At 62.7% G+C, this 14,892-nt stretch carries 12 protein-coding genes; 10 read left to right on the forward strand and 2 right to left on the reverse strand.

Features of this window, described 5'->3' with window-relative positions; genetic code table 11:
* The 6 genes from BT119_RS07350 (at window position 1) to BT119_RS07375 (ending at window position 7,430) form a co-directional block, all read left to right on the forward strand.
* Window positions 1-1,842, forward strand: coding sequence for an ABC transporter ATP-binding protein (locus tag BT119_RS07350; RefSeq protein ID WP_003367587.1), 1,842 nt, complete (start codon window positions 1-3; stop codon window positions 1,840-1,842).
* On the forward strand, window positions 1,839-2,150 hold the full coding sequence (locus BT119_RS07355) for a (2Fe-2S)-binding protein (protein WP_003367589.1): 312 nt from the start codon (window positions 1,839-1,841) through the stop codon (window positions 2,148-2,150). The genes BT119_RS07350 and BT119_RS07355 overlap by 4 nt, the downstream gene beginning before the upstream one ends.
* Entirely contained in the window at window positions 2,129-3,538 is a 1,410-nt protein-coding gene (locus BT119_RS07360; RefSeq protein WP_072365218.1) for an FAD/NAD(P)-dependent oxidoreductase, read from the forward strand. The genes BT119_RS07355 and BT119_RS07360 overlap by 22 nt, the downstream gene beginning before the upstream one ends.
* A complete protein-coding gene (locus tag BT119_RS07365) occupies window positions 3,535-4,704 on the forward strand; it encodes an NAD(P)/FAD-dependent oxidoreductase (RefSeq protein WP_046718776.1) in 1,170 nt (389 codons plus the stop codon). The genes BT119_RS07360 and BT119_RS07365 overlap by 4 nt, the downstream gene beginning before the upstream one ends.
* Window positions 4,701-5,858, forward strand: coding sequence for an acetylornithine deacetylase (gene argE / locus BT119_RS07370; protein ID WP_054082331.1), 1,158 nt, complete (start codon window positions 4,701-4,703; stop codon window positions 5,856-5,858). Before BT119_RS07365 ends, argE begins: the two co-directional genes overlap by 4 nt.
* A 114-nt stretch (window positions 5,859-5,972) precedes the next feature.
* Entirely contained in the window at window positions 5,973-7,430 is a 1,458-nt protein-coding gene (locus BT119_RS07375) for an NAD-dependent succinate-semialdehyde dehydrogenase (RefSeq protein WP_072365221.1), read from the forward strand.
* Window positions 7,431-7,522: 92 nt separating this feature from the next.
* Here the strand turns inward: BT119_RS07375 and BT119_RS07380 are convergent, their stop codons facing one another.
* Window positions 7,523-8,452 carry a 2-hydroxyacid dehydrogenase gene (locus BT119_RS07380; protein WP_044310401.1) on the reverse strand — a complete coding sequence of 310 codons (930 nt, stop codon included), beginning with the start codon at window positions 8,450-8,452 and terminating at the stop codon, window positions 7,523-7,525.
* 284 nt (window positions 8,453-8,736) lie between these two features.
* Here BT119_RS07380 and gabT point away from each other — a divergent pair, with 284 nt between their 5' ends.
* The 4 genes from gabT to BT119_RS07405 all read left to right on the forward strand — a co-directional run bounded on the left by gabT (window position 8,737) and on the right by BT119_RS07405 (window position 13,299).
* On the forward strand, window positions 8,737-10,041 hold the full coding sequence (gene gabT, locus BT119_RS07385; RefSeq protein ID WP_072365223.1) for a 4-aminobutyrate--2-oxoglutarate transaminase: 1,305 nt from the start codon (window positions 8,737-8,739) through the stop codon (window positions 10,039-10,041).
* A gap of 81 nt (window positions 10,042-10,122) precedes the next feature.
* Entirely contained in the window at window positions 10,123-10,779 is a 657-nt protein-coding gene (locus BT119_RS07390) for an HAD family hydrolase (RefSeq protein ID WP_032631801.1), read from the forward strand.
* A 47-nt stretch (window positions 10,780-10,826) separates the two neighbouring features.
* Window positions 10,827-11,315 (forward strand): Lrp/AsnC family transcriptional regulator, encoded by a 489-nt coding sequence (locus BT119_RS07395; RefSeq protein WP_002555947.1) that lies wholly within the window; start codon window positions 10,827-10,829, stop codon window positions 11,313-11,315.
* A gap of 487 nt (window positions 11,316-11,802) precedes the next feature.
* A complete protein-coding gene (locus BT119_RS07405) occupies window positions 11,803-13,299 on the forward strand; it encodes a methyl-accepting chemotaxis protein (protein ID WP_057458807.1) in 1,497 nt (498 codons plus the stop codon).
* 9 nt (window positions 13,300-13,308) lie between these two features.
* On the opposite strand, the gene BT119_RS07410 is transcribed toward BT119_RS07405, so the two are convergent.
* The gene (locus BT119_RS07410) at window positions 13,309-14,892 is read right to left on the reverse strand and encodes an ABC transporter ATP-binding protein (protein ID WP_003435075.1); all 1,584 of its coding nucleotides are present in this window, start codon (window positions 14,890-14,892) and stop codon (window positions 13,309-13,311) included.

Consider the following 14,892-nt stretch of genomic DNA (forward strand, 5'->3'; position numbering starts at 1 on the left):
ATGAGCCAGTTGATTCGTGTGCAAGACCTGCGTGTGGTTGCCGAGGGCGACCATGGCGAGCTGGAGATCGTCAAAGGCGTCAGCTTCTCGCTGGAAAAAGGTGAAGTGCTGGCACTGATCGGCGAGTCGGGCTCCGGCAAGACCACCATCGCGCTGGCCCTGCTCGGTTACGCCCGACGCGGTTGCAAGCTGGCTGGCGGGGTGGTTCAAGTGGGCGAGCACGACATGCTCAGCCTGCCCGAAAGCCAATTGCAGGGCCTGCGTGGCAACCGCGTTTCCTACATTGCACAAAGCGCCGCAGCCGCCTTCAACCCGGCGAAAAAGCTGATCGATCAGGTGATCGAAGGTGCGCTGATTCATGGCCTGGGCAGCCGCGCGGATCTGGAAGCCAAGGCTGTCGAGCTATTCCGCGACCTGGCCCTGCCCAATCCGGAAAGCATCGGCCGGCGTTACCCGCATCAGGTCTCGGGTGGCCAGTTGCAGCGCGTCATGGCGGCCATGGCGCTGATCAGTGATCCGTTGCTGGTGATCCTCGACGAGCCGACCACCGCACTGGACGTCACCACGCAGATCGACGTGCTGCGCGCATTCAAGCGGGTCGTCCGCGACCGGGGTGCCACGGCAGTCTATGTCTCCCACGACCTTGCGGTGGTGGCGCAGATGGCCGATCAGATCGTGGTGCTCAATGGCGGGCGGATCATCGAACAGAGCAGCACCGCCGAGCTACTCAAAGGCCCGGCGGATGCCTACAGCCGCAGCCTGCTGGCGGCGGCGCGTCCGGATAAAGTACTGAGTCCGGCCAGCGAAGTGGTCAAGGACAGCACGCTGCTGACCATCAAAGGCCTGACGGCGGGGTATGGCAAAAAAGACCTGCAAGGCATGCCGATGATTCGCGTGCTGGAAGACATCGACCTGACCATCCGCCGTGGTCAGGCCATCGGCGTGATCGGTGAGTCGGGCTCGGGCAAATCGACGCTGGCCCGTGTGGTCGCCGGTCTTCTGGACCCGGCGCATGGCAGCCTGACGTTCGACGGTGCCGACTTGTCCGGCACCCTGGCGGGTCGTACCGAAGAACAGTTCCGGCGCATCCAGATGGTGTTTCAGAACGCCGATACCGCGCTCAACCCGATGCACAGCATCAGCGCGATTCTGGCCCGCCCGCTGAAGATGTATTTCGGCCTGAAGGGCAAGGCCCTGCGCGAGCGCATCGATGAGCTGATGGACCTGGTGCGCCTGCCCCGCGAGCTGGCCGAGCGGCGTCCCAACGAACTCTCGGGCGGGCAGAAACAGCGCGTCAACCTGGCCCGCGCCCTGGCGGCCAAGCCGGACCTGATCCTCTGTGATGAAGTGACCTCGGCGCTGGATACCGTGGTCGGTGCATGCATCCTCGAACTGCTCGGCGAACTGCGCCGCAAGCTGGGAGTTTCCTACCTGTTCATCAGCCACGACATCTCCACCGTTCGCGCGCTGTGCGACGACATCGTGGTGATGTACAGCGGCCACAAGGTCGAAGAGGGCAGCCGCGAAGCCTTCAGCCGAGTGCCATTCCACCCTTACACCGATCTGCTGGTGCATTCGGTGCCGGAATTGCGCCAAGGCTGGCTGGAAACCTGCGGTGTGACCAGCGGCAAGCTGCCGCCCATCAGCGCACCGGCCAACAATCCGGAGCTGTGCACCTTCCTCAATCGCTGCCCGGCCCGCATCGAAGGCCTGTGCAACAAGACCGCGCCGGGTCGTCGCCTGATCGCAGGTGGCAGCGAGATCCTTTGCCACCGCGACAGCGACGAGCTGCAGGCCGTGCAAGAAAACCTGAACCCTGAAACCGTCGGAGCTTACGCATGAATGGCCGTTTTGTGAGACTGGGCGAACGCGAACGCCCGGTCGTGAGCCTGATGGTCGATGGCGCGCCCATCGAGGCATTGCAGGGCGATACCCTGATGGTGGCGTTGCTGACCCGCAAGGCCACATTACGCCAATCCGAGTTCGACACCGGGCGCCGTGCAGGTTTCTGCCTGATGGGCGCCTGCCAGGACTGCTGGGTCTGGACCCGCAGCGGCGAGCGGCTGCGCGCCTGCTCCAACGAGGTCCGCGACGGACTCGACATCGTCACCACCCAACCGGAGGCGAAATGGCCACTTCTTCACGGTTAGACGTTCGCAACCCTGGCAGCCCGAGAGTCGTCATCATCGGCGCCGGCCCGGCAGGCACCCGTTGCGCCGAAACCTTGCTGGCTGCAGGCATCAAACCGATTTTGATCGACGAAAACCGGCGTGACGGCGGGCAGATCTATCGCCGTCAGCCAGAGGGCTTCAAGCGCGATTATTCAGCGCTGTATGGCACCGAAGCGGCCAAGGCGCGTGACCTGCATGAAAGCTTCGATCGCCTGCGCACGCAGATCGACTACCGCCCCGACACGCTGGCCTGGAACCTGACCCACGGCGAACTGTGCTGCGCCAGTCAGGGCGTGCACACCGTGGTCGAATACGACGCACTGATCCTGTGTGCCGGGGCCACCGACCGCCTGATGCCGATCAAGGGCTGGCAGCTGGCAGGCACCTACAGCCTCGGCGGCTCGCAGATTGCGCTCAAGTCGCAATCGGTCTCGATTGGCAGTCGCGTGGTGTTCATGGGCAGCGGCCCGCTGCTGTACCTGGTCGCCAGCCAGTACGTCAAAGCCGGTGCCGATGTCGCTGCGGTGCTCGACACCTCACCGTTCGGCAAACGCGTCAGCGCGATGCCCAAATTGCTGGCGCGTCCCGGTCTGCTGTTCAACGGCATGAAACTGCTGGGCCAACTGTACAGCGCCGGGGTGCCGGTGCATCTGGGCGTGCAGCCCGAGGAAATCATCGGCAGCGAACAGGACGGCGTGGTCGGCGTGCGCGTGAAGCTGGCCAATGGCACCTCGCTGAACGTCGATTGCGATGCTCTGGCGCTGGGTTACCACCTGCGTCCGGAAACCCAGCTGGCTGATCTGGCCGGCTGCCAGTTACGCTTCGACGAAGCGTCCGGGCAATGGGTGCTGGCAGTTGATGAAGAGGGGCGTACTTCGGTCAAAGGTTTTTACGCCGCAGGTGACGGCGCGAAGATTCGTGGCGCCGATGCCGCCGAACAGGCCGGTCGACTGGTGGCGATGGCACTGCTGGAGGACCTCGGGCGACCTGTGGATAACTCGCGTCAGGAAGAAGTACGCAAGAGCCTGGTGGCAATGGATCGCTTTCGGGTCGGGCTGGCCGAGGCGTTCCCGTGGCCTGCGGCCCAGGCCGCTGCCTTGCCCGATGACGCCATTGTCTGCCGCTGCGAGATGATCAGCGCGGGAGAACTGCGCGGCGTCGTACGTGAAAAGGGCGCCTGCGAAGTCAATCGCGCCAAGGCTTTCAGTCGCGTCGGCATGGGCCGCTGCCAGGGCCGCTACTGCTCGCAGGCCGGGGCCGAGGTGATCGCGGCCGAAGCCGGTGTGCCGGTCGAACAGGTCGGTCGCCAGCGCGGTCAGGCGCCGGTCAAACCGTTGTCGATGCTGATCGACGAGGTGGTGTCATGAGGCAGCCGAGAGTCGATGTGCTGATTGTCGGCGGTGGCTTCATGGGCTCGGCGTCAGCCTTCTTTCTGCGCCAGCGCGGCAAGTCGGTGACGCTGCTGGAGCGCGACGTGATCGGCCAGTACGCCAGCGGCGTGAACTTCGGCAACGTGCGCCGTCAGGGGCGGCATCTTGGCCAGCTGGAACTCGCCAACCGTTCCAGAGCGTTATGGCAGCGGCTGCCGGAGCTGATCGGTGAAGACCTGGAATTCCTGCCCAGCGGCCACATGCGCGTCTGCTATCGCGAGGACGAAATCGCCGAACTGGAAGCCTACGCAGCGGCATCGGAAGCCCGTGAGCTGGACCTGAAAATCTATAGCGGGAAAGCGCTGCACGAGCGCTTTCCGTTTCTCGGGCCGGACGTGAAGGGCGGCTCCTACGCGCCACACGATGGCCACGCCAACCCGCGTCTGGCAGCACCGGCTTTCGCCCGCGCGGCGATTCGGGCCGGGGCGCGGATCGAAGAGCGTACCGAAGTGGCCCATGTGGAAAAGGTCGGTCACGAATTCGAAGTCACCACCACTGACGGGCGCATATTCACCGCCGATCAGTTGCTGATCACCGCTGGCGCCTGGGGACAGAAACTCTCCACGCAGTTTGGTGAATCCGTGCCGTTGGACACCCACGGTCCGCAGATGGCCGTGACCGAGCCGGTGCCTTATGCACTGCCGACAGTGATCGGTGTGTTCACCAAAATCCCTCACGAAGTGATCTACTTCCGGCAGATCGCACGCGGCAACATCGTCATCGGTGGTGGTTTTCGCAGCAAGCCGGACATGATCAACCGCCGCGCCTACGTCGAGCCGCGCAGCATCATCAATCAGGTGCAGCAAATGCGTCGCCTGTTGCCCGGCGTCGGCAACCTGAACATCATCCGCGTGTGGAGCGGCATCGAAGGCTACACGCCGGATTCGCTGCCGGTGATGGGTCGCAGCGGCAAGGTCGACGGCCTGTTCTATGCGTTCGGCTTCTGCGGCCACGGCTTTCAGCTCGGTCCGGGCGTGGGCGACGTGATGGCTGAGCTGATCAGCACCGGCGCGACCAGCACCTCGATCAGCCCGTTCGACATTCGCCGGTTTGATGTCAGCCTTGTGGACAACCTCACTGAACAGACGAGTAAAGCCTCATGAGCCCACGCGCACTGGAAATCCTCAAGCGCCTGATCGCCTTCGACACCGTGTCGTCGGAGCCGAACATGGCGCTGATCGAATACGTCCGTGAACTGTTGGCCAGCAAAGGCATCGAGTCGCTGATCGTCAAGGACGAGACCGGCAAGAAGGCCAACCTGTTCGCCAGCACCGGCCCGCGTGATGTACCCGGCGTGCTGCTGTCCGGCCACACCGACGTGGTTCCTGCGGCCGGTCAGGCGTGGACGATGCCGCCGTTTCAGGCCACCCTGCGTGACGGGCGCATCTACGGCCGTGGCACCTGCGACATGAAGGGCTTTATCGCCCTGGCTATCGACGCGATGCTCAATGCCGCGGACATGCCCCTGATGCGACCGCTGCAATTGGCGCTGTCCCACGACGAAGAGATCGGCTGTGTCGGTGTGCGGCGTCTGCTCGACGTCCTGCATCTGGCACCGGTACGCCCGTTCCTGTGCGTGGTTGGCGAGCCGACCCTGATGCAGTTCGCTGTCGGTCACAAGGGCAAGGCGTCCTATCGCACCTTCTGTCGAGGCCAGGAAGCGCATTCCTCGCTGGCCCCAAGAGCGGTCAACGCGATTCATCTGGCCAGCGATTTCATCGCCGAGCTGCGCAAGAGCCAGAAGCAGATCGAGCAGCAGGGCGCGCGTGACGAGGGCTACGACATTCCCTACAGCACCGTGCACATCGGCCGTATCGATGGCGGCAAGGCGCTGAACATCGTGCCCAACCTGTGCACCATGGAATTCGAGTTCCGCAACCTGCCGGGCGACAACCCCGATCTATTGCTGGAGCAGCTGCGCGAGCGTGCCGAAGTGCTGGTACGTGAAGCGCGACAGCTGTCGGGAGTGGCGGACATCGAGATCGAGGTCATGAACGAATACCCGGCGCTGGAGACTCATCCGAGCGTTGAGGCGGTGCGCATGCTGCATGCGTTTGCCGAGCCGGGCACACAGCACATCAAGGTCTCTTATGGCACCGAGGGCGGCCTGTTCGCCGGGCGCCTGAATGTGCCGGTGGTGGTCTGCGGGCCAGGCTCCATCGAGCAGGCACACAAGCCGGACGAGTTTATCGACGAGAGCCAGATGGACGCGGGCGAGCGGTTTCTGCAGAGCCTGCTGGGGTCTTTGAAGCAGTAGAGGCTGCCGTCCGCAGGCAAATTTCAGCATCGGACGCTGCCGTTATCCTGCTTTCAGCATCCTGGACTGTGGCGTCTGCCTAGACTGGCAGTCATCCCGGAACAGGACTCGATCATGCTCAAGAATCAGTTGAAAGACCCCAGCCTGCTGGTAGACCGCGCCTACGTCGATGGGCAATGGATCAGCGCTGACGATGGTGCAACCCTGACCATCAGCGACCCGGCCACCGGCGAGGCGCTGGCGCAGGTGCCGGCCCTGCAGGGCGTCGAAACCCGGCGTGCCATCGAAGCGGCCGATCGCGTCTGGCCTGCCTGGCGCGCGCGTCCCGCGGCCGAACGCGCGGCGCTGCTGGAGCGCTGGCATCAGGCAATGCTCGACAACGTCGAAGACCTGGCGCTGATCATGACCCTTGAGCAGGGCAAGCCGCTGAACGAGTCGCGCGGCGAGATCCGCTACGGTGCCAGCTTCGTCAAATGGTTCGCCGAAGAGGCGCGTCGCTCGTACGGTGAAACCATTCCCGCCCCCAGCGCAGACCGTCGCTTGATGACCCTCAAGCAGCCGGTGGGTGTCTGCGCCGCGATCACGCCGTGGAATTTCCCCAACGCCATGATCACCCGCAAGTGTGCGCCAGCCTTGGCCGCAGGGTGCCCGATCATCGTCAAGCCATCGGACCTCACGCCCTTGTCAGCCCTCGCGCTGGCGGTACTGGCCGAACGCGTGGGCATTCCTGCCGGGGTGTTCAATGTCATCACTGGCATGCCCGCCGGGATTGGCGAAGAACTGACCGGCAACCCGGTGGTGCGCAAGATTTCCTTCACCGGTTCGACGCCGGTCGGCCGTCTGCTGATGCGCCAGAGCGCTGAACACATCAAACGTCTGAGCCTCGAACTGGGCGGCAACGCGCCCTTCATCGTGTTTGACGACGCGGACCTGGAACAGGCGGTGACGGGCATCATGCTCAGCAAATTCCGCAACGCCGGGCAGACCTGCGTGTGCGCCAACCGGATTATGGTGCAAAACGGCATCTACGACCGTTTCGCTGCGCGGCTGGTGGAAGAGGTCGCCAAGCTCAAGGTCGGCAACGGCCTGGAAGAGTGCGTGACCATCGGCCCGCTGATCAACCCGGCAGCGGTCAGCAAAGTCGCCCGGCATATCGACGATGCGCTGAGCCAGGGGGCGAAACTGCTGCACGGCGGCTCTCCCGACGGCACCAGCCAGTTCGTCCAGCCCACGGTACTGGGCGATACCCACGCGGGCATGCTGCTGGCCAACGAAGAAACCTTCGGCCCGGTCGCGCCGCTGATGCGCTTCACAGATGAAGCCGAAGCGCTGGCACTGGCCAACGCCACGCCTTATGGCCTGGGTGCGTATTACTTCACCCAGGACCTGCGTCGCTCATGGCGTTTCGGCGAGGCGCTGGAGTTCGGCATGGTCGGCCTCAACACCGGCATCATCTCCATGGAAGTCGCCCCGTTCGGCGGCATCAAACAATCCGGCCTGGGCCGCGAAGGCTCCAGCTACGGACTGGATGAATACCTGGAAGTGAAGGCGTTTCATGTGGGGGGGTTGTAGCGTTCAGAACGGCGTACCAACGCGGAGCGTCGGCACGATAGTTGAGATTATCGTTCCTCACGCTCCAGCGTGGGGAACGATAATCCAACGCATCAGTAACCCTGGCCGCGATCCACCTGCCCCTGCATCGCTTCACCACGCTCAAAACGGCGAATGTTATCGAGCAGGCCAGGAAAGGCGCTTTCCGGCTGGGTCATGGCCGCCACATGCGGGGTCAGCAGGATCTTCGGGTGGGTCCAGAACGGATGGTCGGCTGCCGCCGGTTCCTGCTGCAGCACATCCAGTACCGCAGCGCTGAGTTGGCCGCTGTCCAGCGCTTCCAGCAAGTCCGCTTCCACCAGATGCCCGCCACGACCCATATTGATCAGCGCGGCACCCTTGGGCAATTGTTCGAAAAGCTGACGATTGAGGATGCCTTCGGTCTGCCCGGTCAGCGGCAGTACACACAGCAAAATGTCGCACTGCCCCAGAAAGGCTTGCAGTTGCCCTTCCCCGGCATAGCACTCGACAGCGTCGATTCGATGCTCGCTGCGCGCCCAGCCCGACAGTTGGAAACCGAACGGTTTGAGGCTCGACAGAATATGCTGCGCCTGCAACCCAAGCCCCATCACGCCCACTCGACGTTGCCTTGCCGGTATCAGCGGGTGGGCTTTCCAGACGCCTTCAACCTGCTGCTGCCGATAACGCAGCATTTCCCGGTGCAGGCTCAGCACGGCAAAGGTTGCGTACTCACACATCCCGTGACTGATGCCGGGGTCCAGCAGACGCACCACCGGCAGCGATTTCGGAATACGGCTCAGGTCCAGCTGGTCCACACCTGCCGAGAGGGCGAACAGCACTTTCAGGTTGGGCAGCAGCTCCTGCAGATCATCGGGCGCCAGCCAGGCACCCAGATAGTGGATGTCGGCCGGGTCGCCGATGTCCGGCCATACCCTCCATTCAATGTCCGGCGCGTGCTCGGCAAACAGGACACGCCATCGTTCGGCACGTGCGGGATCGGCTTTGTAGAGCAGGGCGGGCATGGGCATTTCCTGAGCATGAAAGGGGAGCCCCATCATGCCGCAAATGCAAAGCAGGATCTGTCGAAACGCCTGCTTCCTGGCCTCTCCAATGTCCGAAAAGCGCCGCTGCCCGGCAGATTGCATGGCGATTTGCGGGCATGAAGGAATCTGCCGTTTGCAAGGCGAAAAACAGTCGATATGGACATCTGAGGGGGCAAGTTCGGCGTAGATCATTTCGCTGAACGCTTAACCTGAACAGCATCGCAGCCACCCCGCCGGCTGCCTGGCCCACGACAGGTATAACCATGAACAGCAAAGTCGACGAAACCCCTCATCTGCTCCGCCAGCGCGATCAGTTCGTGCCGCGCGGGATTGTCACGGCCCACCCGCTGGTCATCGACCGGGCACAGGGTTCTGAATTGTGGGACGTCGATGGCAAGCGCTATCTGGATTTCGTCGGCGGTATCGGCGTGTTGAACATCGGCCACAACCACCCGAACGTGGTCGCGGCGATTCAGGCGCAACTGACCAAAGTCACCCACGCCTGCTTTCAGGTGGCGTCCTATCAGCCCTATCTGGACCTGGCCAAACGCCTGAGCCATCTCATCGCGGGCCAGAGCGGCATCGATCACAAGGCCGTGCTTTTCACCTCCGGCGCCGAAGCGGTCGAAAACGCGGTGAAAATCGCCCGCGCCCACACCAATCGCCCGGCAATCATCTCGTTCCGCGGCGGTTTTCATGGGCGTACGCTGCTTGGCACCACGCTGACCGGCATGAGCCAGCCGTACAAACAGAATTTCGGCCCGATGGCCCCCGAAGTGTTCCACACGCCGTACCCGAACGAGTATCGCGGCGTGACCAGCGAAGTCGCGCTGGCGGCGTTGCACGAGCTGTTGGCCACTCAGGTCGCACCGGAGCGTGTGGCGGCGATTCTGATCGAGCCAATGCAGGGCGATGGCGGCTTCCTGACTGCGCCAGTGGAGTTCATGAAGGCCTTGCGTGCGCTGACCGAGCAACACGGCATCGTGCTGATTGTCGATGAAATCCAGTCCGGTTTCGGGCGGACCGGCAAATGGTTCGGTTTCGAGCATTCGGGTATCCAGCCTGATCTGGTGACCGTGGCCAAGAGCCTCGCGGGCGGCATGCCGCTGTCGGGCGTGGTCGGGCGTGCCGAGATCATGGACGCACCGCTTCCGGGCGGCCTGGGCGGCACCTACGGCGGTAATGCGCTGTCGTGCGCCGCTGCGCTGGCAGTGATCGACACGTACGAGCAGGAAAACCTGCTGGCACGCGCCGAGCAGTTGGGCGAACGTCTGCGTGCGGGTCTGCTTGCGCTCAAAGAACGTTACGCGTGTATTGGCGACGTGCGCGGCACGGGTTTCATGCTCGCCATGGAGCTGGTCAAGAATGACGCGGCACGCAGTCCGGACGCCGATCTTAACCAGAAGGTCATCGATCAGGCGCGCATCGGCGGCCTGCTGGTGATCAAGTGCGGCGTGTACCGCAACGTCCTGCGTTTCCTGGCCCCACTGGTGACCACCGAGCAGCAGATCGATGAAGCACTGGGCATTCTCGACGCTGCCTTGGCACGAGTATTGAAGTCCAGCTGAGCGCAAGCGTGGTCGCGGCCGTCGCGAGACGCTGCGACCACCCGCGCTGGGGATCATTGTTGAATGGAGACGTTGCCTGCCATGGGGCTTATTGATTACCGCGCACTGCTGATCGATTGTGATGAAGTGCTGGTGGACCGTGATTCAGGTGTCTGGGCGGCGTTGCAGCCGTTGCTGGAAAACGGCCTGAATACGCCGGAGAAAGATCAGGTGCTGACCGAGTTCAATGACGTGGTCCGCACCTTGTACCCGCGCTTCGACGAACTGGGTTTCAGCGGGCTGCTGTGCTTTGCGCATCGACAGCTGGCCGAACGACTGGGGATCAAGGCGAGTTGGGAAGAGGGCATGACCTTCGCCCGCTCGGTGCCGAACTGGACGCTGTTCGAGGATGCGCCCGGCGCGATGCTCTACCTGCGCAAGTTCTATCGATTGCTGGTGTACGCCGACCGCGACCTGCAGGATCGCGGTGTGCTGTGCGAACGACTGGGGCTCGAGCCCGACAGCCTGCTGTCACTGACCACCCACCCGCTGGACGACACGGCGTGGCTTGCCGACATGGATCTGGAGCCGCGTGACACCCTGATAGTGTCACGCCCACCGGCCTCGGCGCTAAGCACCGGCGGGCTGTGCCTGATCCGCCGCAGCCGTGAGCAACACCGTCAGCCATGCACCGCCGACCTGTGCATCAACAGCATGGCCGATCTGGTCGCTCAGCATCAGCTGTCTTTACGGCGCTGATTTTGCTAGAAGGTAGGCACCGTGAATGGCAATACAAGAGGTAGGTAATGGAAGGCTTGGTCAAACTGGATCGGATTGATATCAATATTTTGGTAGAACTCCAGAAAGACGGGCGCATGACCAACGTCAGCCTGGCCGATGCCGTCGGACTTTCCGCGAGCCCTTGCCTGCAACGCGTCAAACGTCTGGAGTCGGCAGGTTATATTTCCAGCTACAAGGCGCACCTTAATCTGGCCAAGATCACCGAATCGGTCACCGTGTTCACGGAAATCTCCCTCAGCGACCATAAGCGCGAAGACTTCGCCAAATTCGAAGCCAACATCCGTCACGTCGACGAAGTGCTGGAATGCCACCTGATCAGCGGCGGCTACGATTACCTGGTGCGCTTCATGACCCGCAGCATTCAGCATTATCAGGAAGTGATCGAAGAGCTGCTGGACAAGAACATCGGCATCTCCAAGTACTTCAGCTACATCGTCATCAAATCCCCGGTCATGAAAGACGGCGTACCGCTGCGCAAACTGTTGCGCCACTGAAGCTCCAGCCAAGAGGACGCGGAGCGTCCGGAACGGCATACCCACTTCAGAGCATGGGCACGAGGGCCATGTGGATTGTGGGAGTGGCCGGGACGGCGATCTGCATTGCTTCGAAGGCGGTGGTTAAAGCGACCTCATATCAAGGCTTACTGGCCTCTTCGCGAGCAAGCTCGCTCCCACAGAATGTGTGTATCGCGCTGAGCCACGATGGTGTTTGCCCGAACACCTCGCGCGCCACCCGCTCCGCGATCTCCCTGACACCTATCGTTCCTCACGCTCCAGCGTGGGAATGCCTTGCGTGACGCTCCGCGTCACAGACCTGCGCAGCACCGCATACGCAGCCGTGAATACCGGGCAAAGAATATGTATTTCTGAAATTCTGGCATAGGGCTACTATCCGGACGGCACTTTGGCCGGGCTTTTGCTCATGCAGATTTGAAAACCGGCAGGAGCCCCTGTCGCCATGGATTTCAAAAGGATGTGTTCGATGCCCGTAGCCCCTCGTTTCCTTGACCATTACCGCAAGGCCGACCGGATCATGCTGGGTCTGATCTGGCTGTTGTTCATCTACGCGCTCGGGTTGGCGTTCTGGTTCGACACCTTCACCCAGGCAGTCGTCGTCGGTGGCGGCACCGCGGTGGTGCTGACCGGGCTGTATCGGGCCATCGGCGGCACCCGATTGATGCGTTGCTGCTTCGGTGTGGGCCTGATGGTCATGACCGCGCTGCACATCAATCAGACCCACGGGCAGGTCGAGATACATTTCGGCATCTTCGTCCTGCTGGCAGTGCTGACCTTCTACCGCGACTGGCTGCCGATTCTGGTCGCTGCCGTCACCATCGCTCTCCACCACATCGTTTTCCATGCCTTGCAGCACTCCGGCTTCCCGGTGTACGTCATGCACCACGGCTTCGGCTGGAGCATGGTCCTTGTGCATGCGGTGTATGTAGTCGTTGAAAGCGCGATTCTGGTTTACCTGGCCGTGCAGAATCAGGCCGAGGCGGTCGAGAATCAGGACATGCTGGACCGGATGCTGGCCACCACCAACCAGTTCTCTACCGATAGCCAGTCCAGCGAGCGCTCGGGCAAACATGTCTCGCTGGCGCAACGTTTCGAGCAGTTTCTGGCGCAGATCACCAGCCTGGTCGACGGTGTGGTACGTGACACTCGCGGGCTGGGCGAACTGGGTCATGACCTCGCCAAGGCCAGTGGTACGCTGGAAACCGGTGCGCAGCATCAGCTCAGTGAAATCGCCCGCATGACCAGCGCCATGCAGCGCATGGGCGAAGCCATGAACGATATCTCCAGCCACGTCGCGCAAGCTGTGCAGCGGGCCGGTGACGCCAGCGATCAGGTCGCCCACGGGCGCGACAGTGTCGACCGTGCGCAGAGCGAAATCACCCAGCTTGCCGCACGCATCACGACCACCGATGAAACCGTACAGGCCCTGGCCAACCAGTCAGAACAGATCGGCAAAGTGCTGGACGTGATCGGCAGCATTGCCGAGCAGACCAACCTGCTGGCCCTCAATGCTGCAATCGAAGCCGCACGCGCCGGTGAGCAGGGCCGAGGCTTTGCGGTGGTGGCGGACGAGGTGCGCAACCTCGCGCAGCGCACAGCGTCGTCGACCAAGGAAATCCAGACCATCATCGAAGACCTGCAAAAAGGCAGTCGTCAGGCCGCTACGGCCATGAACGACAGCCTGCAGGGCGTCGGGCGTTGTGTCGAGGACAGCCAGCGCGCTTCGGAATCCTTGCGCGCCGTCGGCGAAGGCATCGGCCATATCACCCAGCTCAACGGCCTGATTGCCACGACGACCGAACAACAGTCCACCGTCAGCCGGGAAATTGCCGATCAGCTGCGCTCGGTACAGACCATCGCCGAGCACACCGCTGCCAATATCGGTGTGTTGGCGACCAGCAGTCAGAGCCTGTCGCCGCTGGCCATTCGCCTGGAAGCGCTGGGCCAGAGCTTTCACGCGTAGCTTTCGGGCTCAGGCAAACACCAGCCCCGATGAGCGCAGCAGTTCCTGAGTGTAGGCCTGCTGCGGTGCGGCGAAGATCTCACGGGACGGGCCCTGCTCGACCACCTTGCCGTCCTTGATCACGATCAGATCATGGGCCAGGGCGTGAACCACCGCCAGGTCATGGCTGATGAACAGGTACGTCAGACCGCGACGGATTTGCAGGTCACGCAGCAGGGCGACGATTTGCTTTTGCACGGTCCGGTCGAGCGCCGAGGTCGGCTCGTCGAGCAGGATCAGATCCGGTTCAAGCACCAACGCCCGTGCGATGGAAATACGCTGGCGCTGACCGCCGGAAAACTCGTGCGGGTAACGATGCCGGGTGGCCGGGTCCAGGCCGACTTCCTGCAACACGCGGATCACCGTCTGTTCCCGCTCTTTCGGCGTACCTATGTTGTGCGTCACCAGGCCCTCGGCAATGATCTGTTCCACGGTCATGCGCGGGCTGAGGCTGCCGAACGGGTCCTGAAACACCACCTGCAACTGGCGACGCAACGGGCGCATCAGGTGCTGACTATGCAGGCTCAGTTCCTTGGTGCCGAAGCGTATGCTGCCCTCTGAATCGACCAGGCGCAAAATCGCCTGACCCAAAGTCGATTTACCCGAACCCGACTCGCCGACAATGCCCAGCGTCTTGCCCTTGAGCAGCTCGAAACTCACCCCGTCCACCGCCTTCACATACTGCGGCTCACGTTTGAACCAGGCCTTGCCCAGCGGGAACCAGACCTTCAGGTCCTGCACCGACAGCAGCGTGTTGCTGTGCGTGGACGGCACCGGTTCGCCATCCGGCTCGGCATTGATCAGCAGGCGGCTGTAAGGGTGCTGCGGACTGTCGAACAGGGTCTGGCAATCGGCCTGCTCGACAATCTCGCCCTCACGCATCACGCAGACCCGCTGAGCGATGCGCCGCACCAGATTGAGGTCGTGGCTGATCAGCAGCAGCGACATGTTCAGCCGCTGTTGCAGGGACTTGAGCAATTCCAGGATCTTCACCTGCACGGTCACGTCCAGCGCGGTGGTCGGCTCGTCGGCGATCAGCAGATCCGGCTCGTTGGCCAGCGCCATGGCAATCATGATGCGCTGCCGCTGCCCACCCGACAGTTGATGCGGATACGCCTTGAGACGTGACAGCGGGTCACGAATGCCGACCAGTTCCAGCAGCTCCAGGGTGCGGCTCAGGGCGGCCTTGCCCTTGAGGCCCTTGTGGGTCACGAGGATTTCGCCGATCTGTTTTTCGACCGTGTGCAGCGGGTTCAGCGAACTCATGGGCTCCTGAAAAATCATCGCCACGCGATTGCCGCGCAGGCTGCGCAACTGCTTGTCGCTGGCGCTGACCAGATCCAGCCCGTCGTAACGAATCGAGCCTTGCGTGCTGACGGTTTTCGCCGGCAACAGGCGCAGAATCGAATGCGCCGTGACCGACTTGCCCGAGCCGGATTCGCCCACCAGTGCCAGGCACTCGCCACGACGGATATCGAGGCTGACGCCATGCACCACTTCGCGGCCGTTGAAAGCGACCCGCAGGTCGCGAATTTCAATCAGGTTGTCTTGCAT

Origin of the sequence: Pseudomonas sp. NFACC10-1 (assembly GCF_900119195.1) — a bacterium.
Lineage (GTDB): Bacteria > Pseudomonadota > Gammaproteobacteria > Pseudomonadales > Pseudomonadaceae > Aquipseudomonas > Aquipseudomonas cerasi.

Excerpts from the sequence above, each read along its gene's own strand:
- BT119_RS07405 (WP_057458807.1), top strand. The coding sequence starts at position 11,803 with ATGCCCGTAGCCCCTCGTTTCCTTGACCATTACCGCAAGGCCGACCGG.
- BT119_RS07390 (WP_032631801.1), top strand. The coding sequence starts at position 10,123 with ATGGGGCTTATTGATTACCGCGCACTGCTGATCGATTGTGATGAAGTG.
- BT119_RS07360 (WP_072365218.1), top strand. The coding sequence starts at position 2,129 with ATGGCCACTTCTTCACGGTTAGACGTTCGCAACCCTGGCAGCCCGAGA.
- gabT (WP_072365223.1), top strand. The coding sequence starts at position 8,737 with ATGAACAGCAAAGTCGACGAAACCCCTCATCTGCTCCGCCAGCGCGAT.
- BT119_RS07395 (WP_002555947.1), top strand. The coding sequence starts at position 10,827 with ATGGAAGGCTTGGTCAAACTGGATCGGATTGATATCAATATTTTGGTA.
- argE (WP_054082331.1), top strand. The coding sequence starts at position 4,701 with ATGAGCCCACGCGCACTGGAAATCCTCAAGCGCCTGATCGCCTTCGAC.
- BT119_RS07355 (WP_003367589.1), top strand. The coding sequence starts at position 1,839 with ATGAATGGCCGTTTTGTGAGACTGGGCGAACGCGAACGCCCGGTCGTG.
- BT119_RS07380 (WP_044310401.1), bottom strand. The coding sequence starts at position 8,452 with ATGCCCGCCCTGCTCTACAAAGCCGATCCCGCACGTGCCGAACGATGG.
- BT119_RS07350 (WP_003367587.1), top strand. The coding sequence starts at position 1 with ATGAGCCAGTTGATTCGTGTGCAAGACCTGCGTGTGGTTGCCGAGGGC.
- BT119_RS07375 (WP_072365221.1), top strand. The coding sequence starts at position 5,973 with ATGCTCAAGAATCAGTTGAAAGACCCCAGCCTGCTGGTAGACCGCGCC.
- BT119_RS07365 (WP_046718776.1), top strand. The coding sequence starts at position 3,535 with ATGAGGCAGCCGAGAGTCGATGTGCTGATTGTCGGCGGTGGCTTCATG.
- BT119_RS07410 (WP_003435075.1), bottom strand. The coding sequence starts at position 14,892 with ATGCAAGACAACCTGATTGAAATTCGCGACCTGCGGGTCGCTTTCAAC.